Genomic DNA, 20,053 nt, shown 5'->3' with positions numbered 1-20,053 from the left:
GGCGGGTCGGGCGGTGGACGGCCCGGTCGGGGCTCAGGTCCGGTGCGCGGTGCTGCCCCGGTCGGTCAGACCGGGTTCGAGCAGGGTGACCCCGGGCTCTCCGAGGCCGTCGATCTTGTCCACGAGCAGACGGACCGCGCGTCCGCCGAGCTCCTCGGCGGGCAGGTCCACCGAGGTCAGCGGTTGGGGAACGAGGGGCGAAGGGCCGATCACCAGGGCGGACAGCTCCGGAGCGCTCCGACCGTGCTCGGCGAAGGCGTCCAGGAGCGGCCCGACGGAGGGCTCGTTGTGCACGATGACGCCGGTGAGGTCCGGGCGCTCGCGCTGGAGGGTGTCCGCGACGTGGCTGGCGGACTCGGGCGTACAGGGATGGCTGGTGGCTCGCAGGCCCCGGCGCGCCACGGCGGCCTCGAAGCCGGCGAGCGTCCGCTCCGCGAAACCGGTGCGCCGCTCGTAGACCGAGGGGGGCTGGCCGACGAAGGCGACGTCCGTGTGGCCGAGGTCCGCCAGGTGGTCCACGCAGAGCGCGCCCGCGGCGGAGAAGTCGAGGTCTATGCAGGTCAGGCCCTCAGTGTCCTCGGGGACCCCGATAAGCACGGAGGGAAGGCCGAGGGAGCGCAGGACCGGCACGCGCGCGTCGTCGGCCTCCACGTCCATCACGATGACGCCGTCCACCATGGCGCTGCCCGCGACCCTGCGCAGACCGTCCGGTCCCTCCCCCTGGGTGAGCAGGAGGACGTCGTGGTCGTGGGTGCGGGCGGCGGTGACGACGGAGACCGCGAACCGCATGGCCACGGGAACGTGGACGTCGTCCCGCAGTGGGACGACCAGGGCGATGACGCTGGTGCGGCGGCTGGCCAGGGAGCGCGCCCCCGCGTGGGGCTGGTAGCCCAGGGCCTCGATGCTCTCCCGGACCCGGCGGGTGGTGGACTCCGAGATCGACCGCTTTCCGCTGAGGACGTAGGAGACCGTGCTCGGCGAAACCCCGGCGTGCCGGGCCACATCGGAGATCCGCACCGTGCCGTCCCGTCAGTTGTCGAATCGATTCGATGGAATGTTACGCACCCGGCCACCCTGGCGCAATGCCCCTGGCGGCCCCGGCCGGAACGAGCCTACCCGGGATCTGCGGGCCCTCCCGGGCTCCGCCCGTGCCGGGCATCGTAGGCCCCGGCGAAGCGCGGCGCCGGACCGGACGCGGCTCAGGGCGTCGGACAGGGGGCGGGGAGTCGGCTCGGGCGCGGTGTGTCCGTCCTCGGTCACGAACCCGGGCGCACCGGGGCAGGCGAGAGCGACCCGTGTCCGCACGGGTGAGGAGGCGGGCTCGACTGTGGCTGTGATGCCCCTGGGCAGGGCGCTCGGAACGGGTGGCGGAGACGGTCGGCGGCTAACCGGCCTGGCGCTTGGCCTCCAGGGCCTCCATCGCCGCGACGGCGGTGGCGACGGTCTGGTGGACCGGAACCTGACGGTGCAGGCCGACCAGGCGGACGACCTTGGTGACGCGTTCGTTGAGAGCCGCCAACGACAGGGACCCGTCCAGCTCACGGACGTTCCGGTAGGCGTTGATGATGACGTTCAGCCCACTGGAGTCCATGAAGTCCAGGGCGGACAGGTCCAGGATCAGCCACGGACCGTGGTCCTCGATCGCGGTCCTGATGTGTTCCTGGAGGTCGGCGGCGGTCGCGATGTCGAGTTCTCCCTCGATCGCGACGATGACGCTGCGGCTTTCGAACCGCGTGCTCAGCCCGAGCCTGTGCACGTTCACTCCTCCCGGCCCCACGTTCAGATGGTGCGGGGCCCCTTCGCTTAACCATACGCAGCCCGGCCGGGAACGACTACCGGTCCCGGCTCCACTCCCACAGAGCCGGTCCGGTGAGGGGAACGCCTGCGCGCCCGAGCGGCCTGGTAAGTCGTTGGACACACACGGTATAAGCGAACCGCCCCCACGGGAATGCCATCAGGCAAGAAATTTTCGCCTCATGGGCAAGAACCCCCGGCCAATGCCCCGGTATCACCCTTTTACCGTGGGTTATTTCACGACATGACGCCCGGTACGACCGATCGCCCCGCGCACGTCCGTTCCGTCACCCCCGGACCGGTCACGTTCCGTTCATCCCTCCCGGGGACGGTCACCCCGGGTGAACGAATCCAACAGTGTGCGCGCGGCCAGGGTGGCCGTGTTCCCGCCCGAACGCACCTGCTCCTCCATCCGCGGGATGAGCCCGGCCACTTCCGGGTCCCGCAGGAACGTGTCCATGAGCTGGTCGCGGACCTGGTCCCACATCCAGCTCACCCCCTGGGCGCTGCGCCGCTCGGCCAGGGAGCCGTCCCCCTCCAGCACCCGCCGGTGCTCCAGCACCGTCTCCCACACCTCGTCCAGCCCGTCCCCGGTCAGTCCGCTGCAGGTGAGCACCGGCGGTCGCCACCGGGGGTGGACCTGGTGGAGCAGGCGCAGGGCCCGGGACAGCTCCCGGGCGGCCTTGCGGGCGTCGTCGGCGTGCGGCCCGTCGGCCTTGTTCACCGCGACCACGTCCACCAGCTCCAGCACGCCCTTCTTGATGCCCTGGAGCTGGTCGCCGGTACGCGCCAGGGTGAGGAAGAGGAAGCAGTCGACCATCGCCGCGACCGCGACCTCGGACTGGCCCACGCCCACGGTCTCCACCAGGACCACGTCGAACCCGGCCGCCTCCATGAGCAGCATGGTCTCCCGGGTCGCCCGCGCCACCCCGCCGAGGGTGCCAGCCGTCGGCGAGGGCCGGATGAACGCGTTCGGGTCCACGGCGAGGTCGGCCATGCGCGTCTTGTCCCCGAGGATGCTGCCGCCGGTGCGGGTCGAGGAGGGGTCCACCGCCAGCACCGCGACCCGGTGCCCGGAGGAGGTCAGCCGGGTGCCGAGCGCGTCGATGAAGGTCGACTTGCCCACCCCCGGCACCCCGGTGATCCCGACCCGCCGCGCCCCGCCGGTGTGCGGGAGCAGCCGCACCAGGAGCTCCTGGGCGGCGCGCGCGTGGTCCGGTCTGCGCGACTCCACCAGGGTGATCGCCCTGGCCAGGGTCGGCCGGTGCCCGGAGAGGACGCCCTCGGCCAGGGCGTCCACGTCCACCGGGCGCCTCCCGCGCACCGCCACGCTCACTCCCCTTCCCGGGCGGAACCCGGGTGGTCCGGGTCCAGACGTTCCTCCAACTGGTCGAGCAGGTCGATCGCGGCCTCGGCGATCACCGTGCCCGGCGGGAAGATCGCGGCCGCACCGGCCTCCCGGAGCTCGGCGAAGTCCCCCGGCGGGATCACCCCGCCCACCACGATCATGATGTCCTCGCGGTCCAGCGCGGCCAGCTCCTCCCGGAGCGCGGGCACCAGGGTCAGGTGCCCGGCCGCCAGCGAGGACACCCCGACCACGTGCACGTCGGCCTCCGCCGCCTGGGCGGCGACCTCGGCCGGGGTCTGGAACAGCGGGCCCACGTCGACGTCGAACCCCAGGTCGGCGAAGGCGGTCGCGATGACCTTCTGCCCCCGGTCGTGGCCGTCCTGGCCCATCTTCGCCACCAGGATGCGGGGACGGCGCCCCTCGGCCCCGGCGAATTCCTCCACCCGGGCGCCCACCCGGTCCATCAGCCCGGCGGCGTCGGCGTTCCCGGCCGCCTCGTCCTTGTACACACCCTGAATGGTACGGATCTGACCCGAGTGGCGGTTGAACACCTTCTCCATCGCGTCGGAGATCTCCCCGACCGTGGCCTTGGCGCGGGCCGCGTCCACCGCCGCGGCCAGCAGGTTGCCGGTGAGCTCCGCGTCGGCCCTGGACTCGCGCCCGGCCGCCTCGGTCAGGGCGTCCAGGGCGGCCCGCACCCGGTGGTCGTCGCGTTCGGCGCGCAGGCGGCGCAGCTTGTCCAGCTGCTCGGCGCGCACCCGGGTGTTGTCGACCTTGAGCACCTCGATGTCGTCGGCCGTCTCGGGCCGGTACTTGTTGACACCGATCACCGGTTGGCGGCCCGAGTCGATGCGCGCCTGGGTGCGGGCGGCCGCCTCCTCGATGCGCATCTTGGGCAGCCCCGCGTCGATCGCCGCGGCCATCCCCCCGGCCTTCTCCACCTCCTGGATGTGCGCCCACGCCTTCTCGGCGAGCTGCTGGGTGAGGCTCTCCACGTAGTAGCTGCCGCCCCAGGGGTCGACCGCCCGGGTGGTCCCCGACTCCTGTTGCAGCAGCAGCTGGGTGTTGCGGGCGATACGCGCGGAGAAGTCCGTGGGCAGGGCCAGCGCCTCGTCCAGGGCGTTGGTGTGCAGGGACTGGGTGTGGCCCTGGGTGGCGGCCATGGCCTCCACACAGGTGCGGGCCACGTTGTTGAACACGTCCTGGGCGGTCAGCGACCACCCCGAGGTCTGGGAGTGGGTGCGCAGGCTCAGCGACTTGTCCTTGGCGGCTCCCAGGTCCTTGACCAGGCGCGCCCACAGCAGGCGGGCGGCGCGGAGCTTGGCGACCTCCATGAAGAAGTTCATCCCGATCGCCCAGAAGAACGACAGCCGCGGCGCGAACGCGTCCACGTCCAGGCCGGACCGCTGGCCCGCGCGGATGTACTCCACCCCGTCGGCCAGGGTGTAGGCCAGTTCCAGGTCGGCGGTGGCCCCGGCCTCCTGCATGTGGTAGCCGGAGATCGAGATGGAGTTGAACCGCGGCATCCGCTGCGAGGTGTAGGCGAAGATGTCGGAGATGATCCGCATCGAGGGCTGCGGCGGGTAGATGTAGGTGTTGCGGACCATGAACTCCTTGAGGATGTCGTTCTGGATGGTCCCCGACAGCTTCTCGGGCGGCACCCCCTGCTCCTCGGCGGCCACGATGTACAGCGCCAGGACGGGCAGCACCGCGCCGTTCATGGTCATGGACACGCTCATCCGGTCCAGCGGGATCCCGTCGAACAGCTGGCGCATGTCGTAGATGGAGTCGATCGCCACTCCGGCCATGCCCACGTCGCCCGCCACCCGGGGGTGGTCGGAGTCGTAGCCGCGGTGGGTGGCCAGGTCGAAGGCGACCGACAGGCCCTTCTGTCCGGCGGCCAGGTTGCGGCGGTAGAAGGCGTTGGACTCCTGCGCCGTGGAGAAGCCGGCGTACTGCCGGATGGTCCAGGGCTGGTTGACGTACATGGTCGGGTAGGGCCCGCGCAGGTAGGGCGGGATGCCGGGCAGCCCGTCCACGAAGCCCAGGCCCTCGCGGTCGGCGGGGGTGTAGAGCGGTTTGACGCCGATGCCCTCGGGGGTCTCCCACTCCAGGGCGTCGGCGGCCTTGCCGGTGGCTCCTTCCAGGGCGCGCTGCCAGTCGGCCGCGCCCCGGCCGCCGTTGGCGGTGAAGGCGGGTGGGCGGGGATCGACGTCGGAGAAGTCGGGGATCATGCGCTCGCCCCCTGTGCGGTGTCGGTCGTGGTGGTCGGGGGGTCGGTGAGGAGCACGTCGACCAGGTCGGTGAGCAGGGCGACGGCGTCGCAGCCCCGGTGCGCGAAGGCGTCCACCCCGGCCCGGCGGTAGGCGTCGTTCGGCGGTCCGGCCAGCAGCACCCGGCGGGCGCCCGCACCCCTGAGCGCGCGGGCCACCGACTCGGCGTGCTCGTCGTAGACCCCGTCCGAGGAGCAGATCACCGCCACCAGGCTGCCCGAGTCGGTGAAGGCGGACGCGGCCGCCCGGGCGTCCTCCAGCGGGCCCGGGTCGGCGGCCCCGATGCCTCCGGCGGCGAGGAGGTTGGTGGCGAAGGAGGCGCGGGCGGTGTGCGCCGCGACCGGCCCCAGCGTGGCCAGGAAGGCCGTGGGCCGGTGGCCGGTGTCGCCGGTGTGGGCGTCACAGCGGTCGCGCAGGGCCTCGTACTCCTGGGCGTAGCGGCGCACCGGGAAACCGCCCGGAGCGGTTCCGCCCTGGCGGGCGGGGTCCTCCTCGCGCACCAGCAGGCCCTCGTGCGGGTTCGGGAACTCGCTGACCCCGGTGAGCGGGGCGGCGCGGGTGGCCAGGTCGTGGCGGCGCCGCTGCCACACCCGGTCCACGGCCGTGCGCAGCTGGCCGTGTCCGATCGCCTCGGCGATCCCCCCGGCCCGTTCCAGCTCCTGGAAGAAGGACCATCCGGCCACGTAGAGGTCGCGGGTCAGCGCCTCGACGTAGAAGGAGCCCCCGGCCGGGTCGATGACCCGGGCCAGGTGCGCCTCCTCGATGAGCAGCGACTGGGTGTTGCGGGCGATCCGGCGGGCGAAGTCGTCGGGCAGGCCCACGGCGGCGTCGAAGGGCTCCACGGTGACCGCGTCGGCGCCGCCCACGCCGGCGGCGAAGCAGGCCACGGTGGTGCGGAGCATGTTCACGTGCGGGTCGCGGCGGGTCGTCATCGCCTCGGAGGTGGTGGCGTGCAGGCGCATACCGCGCTGCTCGGCGGGCACGCCGCAGTCCTGGAGCACCTGGTTCCACATGGCGCGGGCCGCGCGGAGTTTGGCGATGACGGCGAACTGGTCGGCGTTGGCCGCCAGCCGGAACTCGATCCGCCCCGCGGCGTCGGCCGGGTCCAACCCGGCCTCGGTCAGGGAGCGCAGGTAGGCGGTCGCGGCGGCGATCGCCGCACCGGTCTCCTGGGCCTCGGAACCGCCCGCGTTGTGCACCAGGGTGCCGTCGGCGACGAACAGGCCCAGACCGGGGTAGGCGGCGGCGTGTTCGGCGGCGAAACGCGCCGGGCCGCGCACGTCGGGGCGCTCGTCGGCCAGCGCGGCCGCGGTGAGGGGGTCCAGGCCCAGGTGGGAGACGACCCGGTCGGCGGGGACCCCGGCGTCCGCGTGCGCGGCCAGCAGGGCCGTCGCGGCGTCGATGGCGTCGGGGCCGGGCGCGGACAGCACCACGGGGGCCAGGTCGAGGTAGACGTCGGTGAGCGCCGCGCCGAGTTCGGACACGGGGAGCGCGCCGCCGCCCACCGAGATCCACAGCGAGCTCACACCGTTCATCAGGTCGCTGTTGATTCGGTCGCGGAGCACGGCGGGGTCGGCGTCGGTGTGCCGGGCGCGGATGTCCCACCCCCCGGCCACTGCCCCGTCCGGACGGTAGCCGCGGGTGAAGGGGGCCAGGCCCGGGTATCCGGGGTCGGCCGCGGGCGGGGCGCCGGTGTAGAGGGGTTCGATGCCGAACCCGTCGTAGGTGGGCGTGGCCAGCACGGACTCGGGGGCGTCGCCGAGGTCCTCCTCGGCGACACCGCTCTTGCGCAGAACCCCGGCGACGAGTTCGCGCCACCGCTCACGTGTGGCCGCCGGGAAGCCTTCGGCCAGGTTGGGGACCGCTGCGCCGGCGGCCCCGCTCTCAGGGACGTCCATACTCCGAGATGGTAGAGAACAGGGTTCGGTTTCGGTGCGCCGGGGTGTGGTGGCGAGCACATGGCTACCTCCAGCCACCCTGACCTGCGGGCTCTCCGAGCCGCCCCACACGCCGCCGTGGCCCCAGAGTATGACATGCGCCACAGTGGCCCACGGGGGCGAACCGAACGTGTCCGCACGGACACCCACACGGAGTGCCGACGGGCACGCACCGCAGCCCCGTCCCCGACCAGCCCAGGAGCGTTCCCCATGCAGTCCTGCACCCGCGCCCTCCTCCCCCTCGCCGCGTCCGGTCTCGCCCTGGCGCTGACCGCCTGCGGAGGGGACGGTGCCTCGGAGGCGGAATCCGCCCCGGAGGTCGACACCTCCGGCTTCACCTACGGCGAGGTGCCCACCGAGAACACGAAGGGGCCGAGCATCGACGAGTCGCTGATGCCGCCCGAGCCCGCCCCCGGCTCCCCCAGGCACGAGCGGAACGCGCACACGGCCCTGGTCAAGGTCTCCGAACTGAGCTGGACCGCCGACCCGGACGCCACCGCCGAGTGCCCGGAGGTCGACCTGCACGCCGAGGGGAGCTACACCTGCGTCGTCACCTACTTCGGCGAGGAGTTCGAGTACCTGGTCGAACTGGACGAGGAGCGCAGTACGGCGGACTACGCCGCCGAGGAGGCCCGGCTGGTCACCGGGCCGATCATCGTGGAGAACCTGGAGCAGGACATCCGGGTCTGGAGCCTCATGCCCTACGTGGACTGCGGCCTGGAGGGCGAGGTGGCGACCGCCACCGACGGGGAGGAGGTGACGTGCACGGCCCTGGACGACGAGACCGGGGAGACCGAGGAGTACCTGGTTACCTACGACATCCTCCTCGGCTACTCCATCGAGGAGGTCTAGGCCGCCGCTCTCCCTGCTCGCATGCTCCCAGGACGACACACAGGGGCCGTTGCGTCCTTCGCCGGGGCGTCGGCCACGGAACACGCCCATGCTCGGGCGGGCACACACTCGCCGTGCCTTACCAGGGCCCGTCCCGTGCGCCATGGCCCGTGTCGGCCGCCAGTACAAGGCGGTCGTCGGAGCACCGGTGGGTGCGTCGCACAGGCCGAAGGCGGCGTCGGAGCAGGCAGGTGTGAAGTTCGATGCGCGAACGGGACAGTGCCGACAGCGACTCGGCCGTGGAGGCCAGGCGCGACACCACGCATGGCTGCAGCCCTCGTGGTGTTCACCTGGCCACTGTGCATGATCAAGCGAAGGCCGTCGCGTGGTCCGGAGAACTACTCGGCCCGTGACCGGAACAGTGTTCGGACCACGGGCCGAGGTCAAACGCCGAGCTAGGCGGCTGCTGTCACGTCAAGATGCCGCTGATGCACACCGCTGGCGACCGCAGGGGCCTGCGGCGTGTGCAGTGCCCGGTCGATCACCAACCCGAAACCCGCCAGAGCGGCGGGGACGGCCAGAAGCGCGGTGGCTTGCTCGACAAGAGTGTCTCCGCAGATCCCTGCCACGAGACCGAGGAACACCGAGAAGGATGCGACAAGACCCAAGGAAAGCGTCGCAGGAAATCGAACAGCGATTCGCACCATTATCCTTTCATTGTTTCCGCGTCAGATGACCAACGCGATCACGAACAGGACGCTGATTATGGCGATCACGGCCATGATCGGACGAAATCCGCGCTGCTGGGCAGGGCTGCGCCCATTGCGCGCATGCCAGGCCATCCAGGACAGGGCCCCCACCCCCAGAGCCAATTCGAGCCATCCGAGGATCACGACCACGTTCATGTTCTCTCCGCTGCAACTAGCAGATGTACTGGGCGATCAGCGCCGACAGGCCGCCACCGCCCGCCAGGGCCGCGGAGAACATCCCCGCGACAGAGGGCCCGATGACCACACCCGCTACAGCGATTGTTCCACCTGAGGCGGCAACACCCGCGAAGACCGCGGCTCCGATCGCGTACACGGCGGCCTGAGCAGCCGCCAGGCAGAAGTCGGCGGCCATGGGCTGCGTAGTACTGCTGTCGGTGATGCTATCGGCTGTGCCGTCGGATACCCGCACACCTTCGGCCGTCTTGACAAAGGTGAGTTCCCGTCCCTCAGCGTTGGTGACGTCGAACGACTGGCCAACCGACGCGCTCTGGTAGCTGTCGACGAACGCATCGCGGACCTGGCGCTGCTCTGCGCTCAGCGAGCCAGCTTGGGCAAGGCCACCAGCCTGCGCCGGCGTGGTGGCGACAAAGGCCATGGTGATGGCCATCGCCACGGCCAGCCACGTTGAACGAACCGCGCGCGCAGCAAACATCGAAACCTCCCAATAAATTTATCAAAGGCAACAACAAGGCACTCGCAAAAAAGATAAATGCATCATGCATTTTCTCCGCAAGGCACCCGGGAAGCCAACGTAAAATTTCCTATGCACCGATGCAAGGGTTGAACTAGGCAAATCTGACTCCGCCCCACCGGAAAACACAGGAAAAAATCTCATGACATGCGGTGACGAACCGGGCCGTCCGGCGGTGGCCGGATGCGGCCCCTGCTCCACGAATAGGCAGCCCCCCGTGGCTCCCACATCCTGCAGCCTCGTCCGCAAGCGCCCGGAAGGCGCCGGAGGCCAAGGGGGAAGGGGGAGTTGGCCTAAAGCTGCCTCCCACCGCCCACATCACCATCCCCAATGTGTGACGTGAGCCACAAAAGCCAAATCAGGGGAACCAAATGCCCTGGCCAGGAGCCTAAGGGGGTGTCCGAGACGCTTCCTCCGAACAGGACCCCCATGTTGAACTCCGCCCGCAGACACCGCATCGCCCTCGGTCTGACCGCCGCCGGTTCGGCCCTGGCTCTCGCCGCCTGCGGCGGGGGCGACCCGGAACCCGCCGAGACCGACACGGCTGCCGTCGAGGAGGTCGAGGAAACCGTGGCGGAAGAGGAGACCACCGAGGTCGACGCCTCATCCTTCAACCAGGGTCCCGTCCCCGCCGAGGCCCCCGAGATCGACGAGGCCGACCTGCCCGCCGAGCCCGACTCCTCCGCTCCCCTGGGCGACCGCATCGCGTGGGAGGCGCTGGAGCGGGTCTCCACCTTCGCCTCGGTGACCGACCCCGACGCCACCGCAGAGTGCCCCGAGATCGCCGGGGAGGAGGGCGAGTCCGTCACCTGCACGGTGAACTTCCTGGACGAGGAGTTCGAGTACACGATCAACATCGAGTCCTCCGGCATCATGATCAACTACGGCTGGGAGATGCCCGAGGGCCCGCTGGTGCGCGAGGTGGTGGAGGACACCCTCCGGGCGCACACCGAGAGCGAGTACGTGCTCTGCGACATGGAGTCCGACGTCGAGCGCGGTGAGACCGGCGGGGAGGCGCCCTTCCTCTGCCAGAGCCTGGACGAGGAGAGCGGGGACGTCAGCGACTGGGAACTGAGCATCTCCCAGTACGGTTCCTTCTCGTTCTACAGCGCCTGATAGCGCCAGACCCCTGGGCGAACCCGGAACCGCCCAGCCAGGACGGCAGGCGCGGCATGGGCACTACCGAGTACGCCGTGGGCACACGTCGGCAAGGGTGCGCATGTATGACCTTGGGCTGTGCTTTCCACTGGGGCTTCGTCCCCGTAGACTGAGAGCTGTTCTGGTACACGAAGAGGCCCCGGTTTGGTCACCGGGGCCTCTTGTGTTGTGCGCTACTGCGGGAGCGCCCCGAGGAAGGCCTCCCACTCACGGGCGTCGAAAGCTAGGTGTCCGGCGGCGCGGTTCTTCGTGTCACGCACGGCAGCACCAGCGGGCAGGTCAGCGACCTCGACGCAGTCGTTCGCCGTGGCGCTGTAAGACGACTTGCGGAAGGTCATCTGTTCGTTCTTGTTCTGGTACACGGTGGTCTTCCTACTCGTACTTCTTGACGATCTGACGCATGCGGTCAGCGCTGGCATCCGGGTGAAGTGCCATCACCCGAATCTCGTCCCACGCATCCCGGTGAACCTGGATCTCCTCGGTCTCCTCCAGATAGAGACCGTCGGTGCGGGTCTCGATGTAGGCGATGGATGGGTCGAGGGGATTCGCGAAGTCCAGGATGGTGAAGCTCCCCGCGATGCCGGGATGGAGCCCCACGTCCAGCGGGAGCAACTGGATCTTGATGTGGTCGGCGGTCTCGATGAGGTGAATGAGCTTCGTGATCTGGTCACGCATCACCTGCTTGTTACCGGCGGGGCGGAGCAGCACGCTTTCATCCAAGACACACCAGAGCTTCGGCGGATCGTCCTGGTCGAGCACCTCTTGCCTCACCAGTCGAGCCTGAACCACGCGATCGATGGTGCCAGGCGATCGGGATCGACCGATTCGAGTGGACGCCGCGGCGTACTCCGGAGTTTGAAGCAGACCGTGAACCACCATCGTCTGGTAGGTCGACACAGCGGAGGCCTCAGCTTCGAACCCGACGTACGCGTCGGTGAACACATCGCCATAGCGGGTCCACCATCCCTTTTCTCGGGACTGGCGGGCGAGCAGGACCAAGCCCTCGGTGACCTCTGGCGGCGCCTTGTAGAGGTTGGCCAAGGCCCGGATGATCACCGGGTCCGGACGCTTCCACTTGTTCAGCTCCATGTTGGTGAGCCGACCGCGTGACCAGCCGAGCTTGTCGCCGACCTGCTCGGCGGTCAGCTTGGACGCCTCACGCAAACGTCTCAATTCGGCCGAGAGGCGGCGGCGTCGGATTGTGGGGCTGTAGCGGTCCGTCACAGCGCGCGCTCCCTTGCTCTTCCTGGTCATTCGTCGGTCTGTCCCGATGGTAGATCACCCCTTTCGCGAAACTTTTGTTGCCAGGATCTCATTAATCCGAATCTTTGTATTGAAAATTTGGAGGCAAGGGGTCACTATGGGTGGACCAGAACTCACCGCGACCTGACCAGTCGCACCGATCCAGGAGGTGTGCGCTCATGGCGCCCCGATACCTGAACCTGTCCGAGCTGGCACACGTGCGCTGGCTGGCCACCGAAACCATGCGCCGCCGACGCCCCCGCCGGGCCTCCCGGGTCCGCGCCTTCGCCCCGCTCCCCCGCATCCCCGCACCGCGCCGCCCGCTGGAGGCCGCTCCCCTGGACCTCCTCCACGCCGTCCTGGCCGGACTGCACCGCCTGGGGGCGGCCCGATGAACCACGTGTGCGACATCCGCGAACTGCCCGACACCGACGCGCTGCGGACCTGGGCGCGCACCCACCACACCGCGATCGGCTACGTGGGCCCCGACGCCCAGGGCTACCCCGTCTACGAAGCCCACCGGGGCCACATCACCCGCCTGGCGCGGGGCACCGAGCGCGACCCCCACGCCCACCCGCTGGTGTGGCACTCCCCCCTGGAGCGGGTCCGGTGAGCGCCCGCCCAGAGCTGGACAACGTCCTGGACGAACTCATCGCGGGCCGCTGGGTCCTGACCATCGAGGGCGCCCCGCCCGACACCGAATACGTGGCCTACCGGCCCATCGGCTGGACCGGCCCCGGCAACCCCCACGAACGCATCGCCGCACCCACCCGGCCCGGCCTGCTGGCCGCCCTGATCGACCACCACAAGAACGGAGAAACCCCCGTGGCTGAGCCCAAGCCCACGCCCGCCGCCCCCGAGCCCACCGCACCCCAGCCCACCGTGCCCAGGACCGGCCCGGACCGACCGCTCACCCCCAGCGAGCACCGACACGACCAGGCCATGGCCCGCTACGGCCGCTACCAGGACCAGACCGCCCCTCAGCCGCCCACCGCCGCCGCGTGCGGAGCCTGCAACGGGCAGGGCGGAACGTGGGTCACCTCTGACGGCTCCTCCCCCGGCAGGAACATCTCCCGCTGGGTGGCCTGCACCGCGTGCAACGGGACGGGGACCACATGAGCGGGCACACCGTGGGCATGGACCACGCTCCCCTCGCCCAGGCCCTCGCCGCCCGGCTCCGGGCCCAGGGCGCCCCCGAGCACATCGCCCGCCTGTTCGCGCAGGTGCCGAGGCACCGGTTCCTGCCCGACACCGTGTGGGGTGAGGACCGCACCCGCTACGACCGCGCCGCCGACCCCGCCGAGTGGATGCGGGCCGCCTACACCGACCAGGCGCTCACCACCCAGCGCGACGACGGCGCCCCCGGCGGCACGGGGGTGCCCACCTCCTCCTCCAGCGCCCCCTCGGTGATGGCGCGGATGCTCACCGCCGCCGGAATCGGGTCCGCACACCGGATCCTGGAGATCGGCACCGGCACCGGCTACAACGCGGCCCTGCTGTCGCAGCTGCTCGGGTCCGACTCGGTGGCCACGGTCGAGATCAACCCGGAGCTGGCCGACTCCGCCCGCGCCGCCCTGTCCGCCGCCGGGTTCCGCCCCGACGTCCGCACCGGGGACGGCGAGCGGACCGGCGGGCTGCCCTCCTACGACCGTCTGGTCGCCACCTGCACGGTCTCCGAGGTTCCGGCGGCGTGGCTGCGGCATATGCGGGGGCGGGGCCGGATCGTGACCCCGTGGGCCCCGACGCCGGGGTTGCCGGGCGGGGTACTCGCCGTCCTGGACGCGACCCGCAACTACGCGGAGGGCCGCTTCGAGGGCGGACTGAGCTTCATGTGGGCGCGCGGGCAGCGCCGCCCGGGCCGGCCCGCTCCGGGGCCGGAGACCGTGGCCGATTCCACCGAACAGGTGCCCGGTGACCCGCGCGAGCCGTGGCTCGACGGGGAACGGGCGCTCCTGCTGTCCCTGCTGATGCCGGGCTGGACCTACGGGCTGCGCATGGGGGAGGACGCCACCGACCCGTGTGTGTGGCTGGCCTCGACCACCTGCCCCTCCTGGGCGCGGTTGCACGCGGACGGCAGGGTCGAACAGGGCGGGACGCGCGCCCTGTTCGAGGAGGCCTACCGGGCCTGGCGGACCTGGGAGGGCCGGGGCCGCCCGGCCGTGACCGACTTCGGGCTGACCGTCGACCCGGACCGGCGGACGCAGACGGTGTGGGTACACAGCCCCCAGCACGCTCTCTGGTCCGTTCGTGGGTAGTCCCGCACCGGTCTCGCCGGGGTCGGTGCCAGGGGGTGCCGTTCCGGGGTGACGTACCAGCCGTTGAACGCGACCCCTCGTGTGATCCGGGGGCTGATCGACGTGTTCCGGCGGGGCCGTCAGCCGGCGTCGCCCTCCGGGGCGTCCCCGGTGTCTTCGTCCCCGTCCTCGGGGGGCTCGGAGCCGTCGGGGGCCTCGCTGTTCTCCTCCTCGGGCTCGGGCTCGGGGCCGAAGACGAACCGTTGGCGGTCCTGGACGAGGATGGCGTGCCCGGTGTCGGTGACCGCCTCCACGTACGCGGAGAGGTCCTCACCGACCACGTCCATGGTCTCGGCGTCCAGCACCAACTGCGGGTCGCCCTCCTCGTTGGAGCGCAGGTCCCCGTAGACCAGGCCGCCGTGCGCGAAGGCCGGTGAGATCGAACCGGCCTCCTCCTCCAGGCCCCAGCGGACCTCGCCCGCGACCAGGTCCACGGCGACGAACGTGGCCTCACCGCTGGCCTGCGGCAGCAGCAGGGTCGCGGTGTCGGTGTCGTAGAGGCTGCCCGGGGCCCCGGCCTCGTCGAACTTCCGGGAGACCGGGTTGGTCCCCGCCTCCTCCAGGGTCCACAGCGGGGTGCCGTCGGCGGCGTCGTGCGCGGACAGGATCGAGGGCGCCTCGGGCTGGGCCCAGCGCAGCAGGACCACGTCCGGTCCGGCCCCGTCCTCCTCACCGTCCTCTTCCCCGGCCTCTTCCCCCTCGGGCGCGGGCGTCCGGAAGACACCGAGGACCTGCGGTACCGAGACCGGCGCGGTGGCGGGCAGGTCCAGCTCCTCGTCGCCCGCGCTCGCGGACCACAGGCGCTCCCCGGCCTCCTCCGGGTCCAGGGAGTGGGCGTGCAGGGCAGAGTCGCCGGAGTCCAGCAGCACGGTGTCGTCCCAGGCGGCCACCGGAACGCCGAGCTGACCGGGCCCCTCCCCGGCCTCGTCCGCGTCCTCCCCGCCCTCCTCGGGCTCCTCGCCTTCTTCGGTCCCGGCGTCCTCGGGATCCCCCTCGGACTCCGGGTCCTCCTCGTCCTCCTCCGGCTCAGGCTCGAAGGTGTAGGACCACAGCTCACCGCCGTCGGTGTCCAGTACGGAGTAGTCGCCGTAGGGCTCCTCCGTGCTCCACTCGGCCGGGCGGCGCACCGCCACCCCGTCGAGGTAGGCGTCCCCGGGGGCCTCCGGTTCCCAGCGGGTCTCGCCGTCCGCGCCCAGGACGAAGGGGGCCTCGTCACCGTCCGCCATGAGCAGGACGGTCTCGCCCCCGGAGTCGACGTCGAACCCGCGGAAGCGCGCCTGCCCCTCCCAGAGGGTCTCGCCGGTGGCCGCGTCGTGCAGCAGGTGGCGGTCCTCGCCCCCGGAGCTGATCAGGAAGGCCCCGCCGACGGGACTGATGCGCACGCCCAGGGGATCGTCCAGGATGTCGTGGACCTCGGCTCCGTCACCGTGCAGGTAGCGCAGGACGTCGCCCTCGATTCCGGGCGGCGCCTCGCCCGCGAAGGCGGTGGGGACCGGGGAGGGCTCCTCCTCGGGAGCGGGTGCGGGCGGTTCGGGGTCCTCGGTGCACCCCGCGACCAGCAGCACCGCAAGGCCACAGGTCAGGGCCTGGGGCACGCGTGAGCTGCGCATTGACGGTCTCTCCCCACGAAACGATGACGTTCACGGCAAATCCTAAGCCGGGAAACGGTCGGGTGGGTACACAGGGCCGACCACTCGTTACCGCTCTGTGTACGCGCCACCCGTGCCTTCAGGAGCCGGACCCGGGTTCCACCTCGACGACCGTGGTGCCCCTCACCTCGAAGGCGGCCCTGCCTCCGGTCAGCTCGGCCAGCCGGATCTCGAAGCCGGGCAGGTCGGCCTCGGGGAGCGCCACCTCGATGCGGACCCGGTCCTCGTAGGCCACATCCCGGACGGTGAGGGAGGAGTCGCGCAGGTCGCTCTCCAGCCGCCCGCCCAGGACGTAGTCGGCGAACACGTCCACCACCAGCAGCTGACGGCGCTCCAGCAGCCCGAACTCCTCGACCGCGGCGGACACCGAGTTCCCGTAGGCGCGGATGAGGCCGCCCGCCCCGAGTTTGGTCCCGCCGAAGTAGCGGGTGACCACGGCGACGGTGTCGGTGATCCCGCGGTGGCGCAGGACCTCCAGCATGGGGACCCCCGCGGTCCCGGCGGGTTCCCCGTCGTCGCTGGAGCGCTGTACCGCGCCGTCGTCGCCCAGCACGTAGGCGGTGCAGTTGTGGTTGGCACCCCAGTGCTCCTTGCGCCTCGCGGCGATGAACGCGCGGGCGGAGTCCTCACTGTCCGCTCTGGCCATGGCACAGATGAACCGGGACTTCCTGATCTCGATCTCGTGTTCGCCGCCGCGTCTGATCGTTCGCATGTCGCCTGTTCAGCAGGGGTCGTGGTGGGCCGCACCAGTCTGCCATCCCGACGGGGCCGGGCTTTGCCGGAGCACAATGGGGGCATGGACGACTCCACAATCGATGCCGCCCGGGCCCTCGGCGACCCCCTGCGGCGCAGGCTGTACGACTACGTCGCGGACTCGGGGGGCGAGGTCGGGCGGGGTGAGGCCGCGGAGGCGCTCGGAATCCAGCGCACGCTGGCGGCGCACCACCTGGACCGGCTGGCGGAGGCGGGCCTGCTGGAGGTGGTCCGGCGCAAGGTGAGCGGCCGCGAGGGGCCGGGGTCGGGCCGACCGGCCAAGCTGTACCGGCGTTCGGCGCACGAGGTCTCGATCCAGTTGCCGCCGCGCGACTACGAACTGGCCGCCCGGGTGCTGGCCGAGGCGGTGGAACGGCACGGCGCGGAGGAGTCCCTGCACGCGGCGGCCCGGGAGGAGGGGCGCCGGATCGGCGCGGCCACCGAGGCGGGGTCGGTGCTGGAACTGCTGCGTGCACGGGGTTACGAGCCCGAGGCCGACCCCGAGGGGGAGGCGGGCGGGTCCGGGTTCCGGCTGCGCAACTGCCCGTTCCACCGGCTGGCCCGGGACTTCCCGCCGCTGGCCTGCGGCCTCAACCTGGAACTGGTGCGGGGCATGCTCGCCGCCCGTGCCCAGGCGCGGGGGGAGGAGGCCGCCGAGGCCCGGCTGGCCCCGGAAGCCGGGCGGTGCTGCGTGGTCATTTCCAAAAACAATGATTCTTGACATAGAAACCGGGCCCGTGGTGTCCTGACCCCATGAGCAACCCCTCACCCCACCCCTCGTTCCATCTCGCCCAGATCAACGTCGGCACGCTCAAGGAACCCCTGGACCAACCCTCGATGTCGGGGTTCACCGACCTCCTCGACCCGATCAACGCCCTGGCCGACCGCTCTCCCGGCTTCGTGTGGCGGCTGGCCGAGGAGGGGGAGCCGGACGCGACGAAGATGCGCCCGTTCGGCACCGAGGTCCTGGTGAACCTCTCGGTGTGGGAGACGGTGCAGTCGCTGTGGGATTTCACCTACCGGACCGAGCACCTGGAGCTGTTGCGCCAGCGCAGGGACTGGTTCCACCGGTTCTCCGGCGCCCATCTGGCGCTGTGGTGGATTCCTGCTGGTACCGTCCCCACACCGGAGGAGGGCGGGCGGCGCCTGGAAACCCTGCGCGCCAAGGGCCCCGGCCCCGACGCGTTCACGCTCAGGGACCCCTTCGACCCTCCGGCCACACCACAGTTCTCGCACCCGTAGTTATCTGACACACACCTTGGGTAACGTTGCGGGCATCCACAGCAACAAACACCCGGGAGTCCCGAGATGCGCATTACGCCAACGGCCACCGGTCTGGCCCTGACCGCCCTCCTCGCCACCGGCTGCGCCCAGGGAACGCCCTCCACCAACGACGGATCGGCCGCCACCGACAGCCCGGCGGCCCAGCCCACCACCGCCCCGAGCGTGACCGCCTCGACCTTCCTCCCGCCGGGGCAGGGCGCCGGGGCGGTCACCTACGACGAGACCGCCGTCCCAGAGGGCGCCACCGCGGACGTCCAGGTCCGTGTCCAGGAGGGCTCCACCTTCGTGCAGTTCACCGGGACCGGCCTGGAGGCGGACCGGGACTTCGGCGCCCACGTGCACACCGGCAAGTGCGGCGACGACCCCGGCGACGCCGGACCGCACTACCAGAACGAGGTCGACCCCGAGGCCGCGGAGGGCGAGCCCTCCAGCGACCCCGAGTACGCCAACCCCGAGAACGAGGTCTGGCTGGACATGACCACCGACGACGGCGGCAACGCCTTCGTCACCGCCACCGTCGACTGGGAGTTCCGCGAGGGCGAGGCGCAGTCCCTGGTCCTGCACGACGAGCACACCGCCACCCACGAGGGCCACGCGGGCAGCGCGGGCGACCGCCTGGCCTGCGTGACCGTCGAGTTCTAGGGGACCGGCCCCGGTCGGCCCCGACTCCGGCGCGCGGGGCCGGGGAGGCACTGGAACTCAGTCCGGCAGTACCCGGCGCAGGACGACCTTCTCCGCGAGCGCCCAGGCGGTCGAGGCGAACAGGTAGAGCCCGGCCGCCAACGGCACGAACGCGGCGACGGCCACCGTCGTGAACGGCATGTAGGACAGCGCCCCGAGCATCGGGGAACGCACCGGGCCGTTCCTCGTCATCGGCAGGACCACGTAACGGCGGTTGGCCCAGGCCACCAGGGCCAGCAGCGCGAGGAGTACGGCGAAGACGGGTGCGATGAAGAGCCCTTCGGCGCTGGAGACGAGGGTGGAACCCAGTTCGACGCCGCCGAAGGTGTGCGCGAGCAACGGCTCCTCACCGGCGCCGGCCCCGACGAACAGCCCGTACAGGGCGATGACCAGCGGGATCTGGGCCAGCCCCGGCAGGCACCCGGCCAGCGGAGAGGTCCCCGCCTCGGCGTAGACCCTGCGCTGTTCGGCGACCATCCGTTCCGGGTTCCTCCCGTGGCGTTCGGAGATCTCGGCCAGCCGGGGCGCGAGCCGGGCGCGCTGCTTCTCCGCTCGCACCTGGGCCACCCCCAACGGCAGCAGGAGGAGCCGGACGGCGACGGTCAGGGCGAGGACCGCCAGCCCGGCGGCCAGGGCTCCGGTGAGCGGGGTGAGTATGCCGGTCAGTGCGGCGAGGACAGCGGAGAGCAGGTTGATGGCGGCCGCGATCGGCCCGAGGGTGTACAAGGTGAGGCCCTTCGTCCGGATGGGGTGTTCAGACGTCGGGCCGCTCGGAGCCGCGGCGCGGCGGGGGCGTGTGTGGACACCGCCCCGGGGCGCGGGTCAGCGAGCGGCCGGAAGGGCCGCGCCCGGTGCCCTGGGACGCGGCCTGCCCGCCGCGTCGGGGTCACACAGTGTGAGGACCGGAAGCTTCCTCGATCTGCGGCGCATCGCGTGCGCCGTACCGGTGGCGGTGTCGCCGACCGGCCACGGGGCCGTGCCGCGCAGGGCCATCCAGGTCAGGACCGCGCCGACCGCCACGACCAGGAGGGTCAGGGCCCCGCCCGGAACACCGGGCAACGGGAGGTCGGCGGGCAGGAAACCGAAGGTGAGGAACTCCAGGAACGGCAGCAGGTACTGCACGCGCTTCCTCCCTCCCCCGTCCGGTGGAACCGATCGTACCCAGACGGCACCAAGCCGACAAAGCACCCGTTCACCCCAGGGAGAAATCCGCCGACACTCCGCCGCCGGTCCCCTCCATTCACGTGATCCTGTAGCTAAATGACACAGAGTAGCCAACTCCGTACTCGGCAGCGCCTCCTGCGCCCGGCCGCGTCTTGAGTACCTGTGTCTTGAGGGCTCGTGTGAG

Annotated in this window: 23 protein-coding genes; 9 read left to right on the top strand and 14 right to left on the bottom strand. The window is 71.2% G+C overall.

Features of this window, described 5'->3' with window-relative positions; genetic code table 11:
- Positions 1-33 precede the first annotated feature (33 nt).
- The 5 genes from AC0VYD_RS01915 to AC0VYD_RS01895 all read right to left on the bottom strand — a co-directional run bounded on the left by AC0VYD_RS01915 (position 34) and on the right by AC0VYD_RS01895 (position 7,313).
- Positions 34-1,017: a LacI family DNA-binding transcriptional regulator gene (locus AC0VYD_RS01915; RefSeq protein WP_452540623.1), complete on the bottom strand. Its 984-nt coding sequence runs from the start codon at positions 1,015-1,017 to the stop codon at positions 34-36.
- A gap of 367 nt (positions 1,018-1,384) precedes the next feature.
- Positions 1,385-1,756 (bottom strand): STAS domain-containing protein, encoded by a 372-nt coding sequence (locus tag AC0VYD_RS01910; protein ID WP_191275438.1) that lies wholly within the window; start codon positions 1,754-1,756, stop codon positions 1,385-1,387.
- 351 nt (positions 1,757-2,107) lie between these two features.
- Positions 2,108-3,130 carry a methylmalonyl Co-A mutase-associated GTPase MeaB gene (gene meaB, locus AC0VYD_RS01905; protein ID WP_475478297.1) on the bottom strand — a complete coding sequence of 341 codons (1,023 nt, stop codon included), beginning with the start codon at positions 3,128-3,130 and terminating at the stop codon, positions 2,108-2,110.
- Complete coding sequence (gene scpA, locus AC0VYD_RS01900; RefSeq protein WP_475478296.1) at positions 3,127-5,376, bottom strand: methylmalonyl-CoA mutase; 2,250 nt, start codon at positions 5,374-5,376, stop codon at positions 3,127-3,129. Before scpA ends, meaB begins: the two co-directional genes overlap by 4 nt.
- The gene (locus tag AC0VYD_RS01895) at positions 5,373-7,313 is read right to left on the bottom strand and encodes a methylmalonyl-CoA mutase family protein (RefSeq protein ID WP_475478295.1); all 1,941 of its coding nucleotides are present in this window, start codon (positions 7,311-7,313) and stop codon (positions 5,373-5,375) included. Before AC0VYD_RS01895 ends, scpA begins: the two co-directional genes overlap by 4 nt.
- Positions 7,314-7,562: 249 nt before the next feature.
- On the opposite strand from AC0VYD_RS01895, the gene AC0VYD_RS01890 reads away from it, so the two are divergent.
- A complete protein-coding gene (locus AC0VYD_RS01890; protein ID WP_475478294.1) occupies positions 7,563-8,204 on the top strand; it encodes a hypothetical protein in 642 nt (213 codons plus the stop codon).
- 434 nt (positions 8,205-8,638) lie between these two features.
- On the opposite strand, the gene AC0VYD_RS01885 is transcribed toward AC0VYD_RS01890, so the two are convergent.
- The 3 genes from AC0VYD_RS01885 to AC0VYD_RS01875 are packed head-to-tail and all read right to left on the bottom strand — an operon-like array spanning position 8,639 to position 9,566.
- Complete coding sequence (locus AC0VYD_RS01885; protein WP_475478293.1) at positions 8,639-8,890, bottom strand: hypothetical protein; 252 nt, start codon at positions 8,888-8,890, stop codon at positions 8,639-8,641.
- Positions 8,891-8,911: 21 nt separating this feature from the next.
- Positions 8,912-9,088 (bottom strand): hypothetical protein, encoded by a 177-nt coding sequence (locus AC0VYD_RS01880; protein WP_475478292.1) that lies wholly within the window; start codon positions 9,086-9,088, stop codon positions 8,912-8,914.
- Positions 9,089-9,104: 16 nt separating this feature from the next.
- Positions 9,105-9,566, bottom strand: coding sequence for a hypothetical protein (locus AC0VYD_RS01875; RefSeq protein WP_475478291.1), 462 nt, complete (start codon positions 9,564-9,566; stop codon positions 9,105-9,107).
- 507 nt (positions 9,567-10,073) lie between these two features.
- Here AC0VYD_RS01875 and AC0VYD_RS01870 point away from each other — a divergent pair.
- Positions 10,074-10,760 (top strand): hypothetical protein, encoded by a 687-nt coding sequence (locus tag AC0VYD_RS01870; protein WP_475478290.1) that lies wholly within the window; start codon positions 10,074-10,076, stop codon positions 10,758-10,760.
- A 215-nt stretch (positions 10,761-10,975) separates the two neighbouring features.
- Here the strand turns inward: AC0VYD_RS01870 and AC0VYD_RS01865 are convergent, their stop codons facing one another.
- Positions 10,976-11,140: a DUF397 domain-containing protein gene (locus tag AC0VYD_RS01865; protein ID WP_475480154.1), complete on the bottom strand. Its 165-nt coding sequence runs from the start codon at positions 11,138-11,140 to the stop codon at positions 10,976-10,978.
- Positions 11,141-11,174: 34 nt separating this feature from the next.
- On the bottom strand, positions 11,175-12,026 hold the full coding sequence (locus AC0VYD_RS01860) for a helix-turn-helix domain-containing protein (RefSeq protein ID WP_475478289.1): 852 nt from the start codon (positions 12,024-12,026) through the stop codon (positions 11,175-11,177).
- A gap of 197 nt (positions 12,027-12,223) precedes the next feature.
- Between AC0VYD_RS01860 and AC0VYD_RS01855 the strand changes: the two genes are divergently transcribed.
- The 4 genes from AC0VYD_RS01855 to AC0VYD_RS01840 are packed head-to-tail and all read left to right on the top strand — an operon-like array spanning position 12,224 to position 14,299.
- Entirely contained in the window at positions 12,224-12,439 is a 216-nt protein-coding gene (locus AC0VYD_RS01855; RefSeq protein WP_475478288.1) for a hypothetical protein, read from the top strand.
- Positions 12,436-12,657, top strand: a complete 222-nt coding sequence (locus tag AC0VYD_RS01850) for a hypothetical protein (RefSeq protein WP_475478287.1) — start codon at positions 12,436-12,438, stop codon at positions 12,655-12,657. The genes AC0VYD_RS01855 and AC0VYD_RS01850 overlap by 4 nt, the downstream gene beginning before the upstream one ends.
- Positions 12,654-13,163, top strand: a complete 510-nt coding sequence (locus AC0VYD_RS01845; RefSeq protein WP_475478286.1) for a hypothetical protein — start codon at positions 12,654-12,656, stop codon at positions 13,161-13,163. Before AC0VYD_RS01850 ends, AC0VYD_RS01845 begins: the two co-directional genes overlap by 4 nt.
- Positions 13,160-14,299: a methyltransferase domain-containing protein gene (locus AC0VYD_RS01840; RefSeq protein ID WP_475478285.1), complete on the top strand. Its 1,140-nt coding sequence runs from the start codon at positions 13,160-13,162 to the stop codon at positions 14,297-14,299. The genes AC0VYD_RS01845 and AC0VYD_RS01840 overlap by 4 nt, the downstream gene beginning before the upstream one ends.
- 119 nt (positions 14,300-14,418) lie before the next feature.
- Here the strand turns inward: AC0VYD_RS01840 and AC0VYD_RS01835 are convergent, their stop codons facing one another.
- Positions 14,419-15,948 carry a hypothetical protein gene (locus AC0VYD_RS01835; RefSeq protein WP_475478284.1) on the bottom strand — a complete coding sequence of 510 codons (1,530 nt, stop codon included), beginning with the start codon at positions 15,946-15,948 and terminating at the stop codon, positions 14,419-14,421.
- A gap of 118 nt (positions 15,949-16,066) precedes the next feature.
- Positions 16,067-16,699, bottom strand: a complete 633-nt coding sequence (locus AC0VYD_RS01830) for a YigZ family protein (protein ID WP_475478283.1) — start codon at positions 16,697-16,699, stop codon at positions 16,067-16,069.
- 84 nt (positions 16,700-16,783) lie between these two features.
- Between AC0VYD_RS01830 and AC0VYD_RS01825 the strand changes: the two genes are divergently transcribed.
- The 3 genes from AC0VYD_RS01825 to AC0VYD_RS01815 all read left to right on the top strand — a co-directional run bounded on the left by AC0VYD_RS01825 (position 16,784) and on the right by AC0VYD_RS01815 (position 18,666).
- Complete coding sequence (locus tag AC0VYD_RS01825) at positions 16,784-17,461, top strand: helix-turn-helix transcriptional regulator (protein ID WP_475478282.1); 678 nt, start codon at positions 16,784-16,786, stop codon at positions 17,459-17,461.
- Between the two features lie 32 nt (positions 17,462-17,493).
- A complete protein-coding gene (locus AC0VYD_RS01820) occupies positions 17,494-17,982 on the top strand; it encodes a DUF3291 domain-containing protein (protein WP_475478281.1) in 489 nt (162 codons plus the stop codon).
- Between the two features lie 66 nt (positions 17,983-18,048).
- Positions 18,049-18,666 carry a superoxide dismutase family protein gene (locus AC0VYD_RS01815; protein ID WP_475478280.1) on the top strand — a complete coding sequence of 206 codons (618 nt, stop codon included), beginning with the start codon at positions 18,049-18,051 and terminating at the stop codon, positions 18,664-18,666.
- 57 nt (positions 18,667-18,723) lie between these two features.
- Here AC0VYD_RS01815 and AC0VYD_RS01810 read toward each other — a convergent pair whose 3' ends face one another.
- Positions 18,724-19,431, bottom strand: a complete 708-nt coding sequence (locus AC0VYD_RS01810; RefSeq protein ID WP_475478279.1) for a YidC/Oxa1 family membrane protein insertase — start codon at positions 19,429-19,431, stop codon at positions 18,724-18,726.
- 96 nt (positions 19,432-19,527) lie between these two features.
- Positions 19,528-19,827, bottom strand: coding sequence for a DUF6412 domain-containing protein (locus tag AC0VYD_RS01805; protein WP_475478278.1), 300 nt, complete (start codon positions 19,825-19,827; stop codon positions 19,528-19,530).
- Between the last annotated feature and the right edge of the window lie 226 nt (positions 19,828-20,053).

This window comes from Nocardiopsis sp. iso_40 (assembly GCF_056173285.1).
Note: the sequence above shows the minus strand (reverse complement) of the source record. Positions and strands in the feature narration are given on the sequence as shown.

Excerpts from the sequence above, each read along its gene's own strand:
- scpA (WP_475478296.1), bottom strand. The coding sequence starts at position 5,376 with ATGATCCCCGACTTCTCCGACGTCGATCCCCGCCCACCCGCCTTCACC.
- AC0VYD_RS01895 (WP_475478295.1), bottom strand. The coding sequence starts at position 7,313 with ATGGACGTCCCTGAGAGCGGGGCCGCCGGCGCAGCGGTCCCCAACCTG.
- AC0VYD_RS01890 (WP_475478294.1), top strand. The coding sequence starts at position 7,563 with ATGCAGTCCTGCACCCGCGCCCTCCTCCCCCTCGCCGCGTCCGGTCTC.
- AC0VYD_RS01885 (WP_475478293.1), bottom strand. The coding sequence starts at position 8,890 with ATGGTGCGAATCGCTGTTCGATTTCCTGCGACGCTTTCCTTGGGTCTT.
- AC0VYD_RS01880 (WP_475478292.1), bottom strand. The coding sequence starts at position 9,088 with ATGAACGTGGTCGTGATCCTCGGATGGCTCGAATTGGCTCTGGGGGTG.
- AC0VYD_RS01870 (WP_475478290.1), top strand. The coding sequence starts at position 10,074 with ATGTTGAACTCCGCCCGCAGACACCGCATCGCCCTCGGTCTGACCGCC.
- AC0VYD_RS01865 (WP_475480154.1), bottom strand. The coding sequence starts at position 11,140 with ATGACCTTCCGCAAGTCGTCTTACAGCGCCACGGCGAACGACTGCGTC.
- AC0VYD_RS01855 (WP_475478288.1), top strand. The coding sequence starts at position 12,224 with ATGGCGCCCCGATACCTGAACCTGTCCGAGCTGGCACACGTGCGCTGG.
- AC0VYD_RS01850 (WP_475478287.1), top strand. The coding sequence starts at position 12,436 with ATGAACCACGTGTGCGACATCCGCGAACTGCCCGACACCGACGCGCTG.
- AC0VYD_RS01840 (WP_475478285.1), top strand. The coding sequence starts at position 13,160 with ATGAGCGGGCACACCGTGGGCATGGACCACGCTCCCCTCGCCCAGGCC.
- AC0VYD_RS01835 (WP_475478284.1), bottom strand. The coding sequence starts at position 15,948 with ATGCGCAGCTCACGCGTGCCCCAGGCCCTGACCTGTGGCCTTGCGGTG.
- AC0VYD_RS01830 (WP_475478283.1), bottom strand. The coding sequence starts at position 16,699 with ATGCGAACGATCAGACGCGGCGGCGAACACGAGATCGAGATCAGGAAG.
- AC0VYD_RS01825 (WP_475478282.1), top strand. The coding sequence starts at position 16,784 with ATGGACGACTCCACAATCGATGCCGCCCGGGCCCTCGGCGACCCCCTG.
- AC0VYD_RS01820 (WP_475478281.1), top strand. The coding sequence starts at position 17,494 with ATGAGCAACCCCTCACCCCACCCCTCGTTCCATCTCGCCCAGATCAAC.
- AC0VYD_RS01815 (WP_475478280.1), top strand. The coding sequence starts at position 18,049 with ATGCGCATTACGCCAACGGCCACCGGTCTGGCCCTGACCGCCCTCCTC.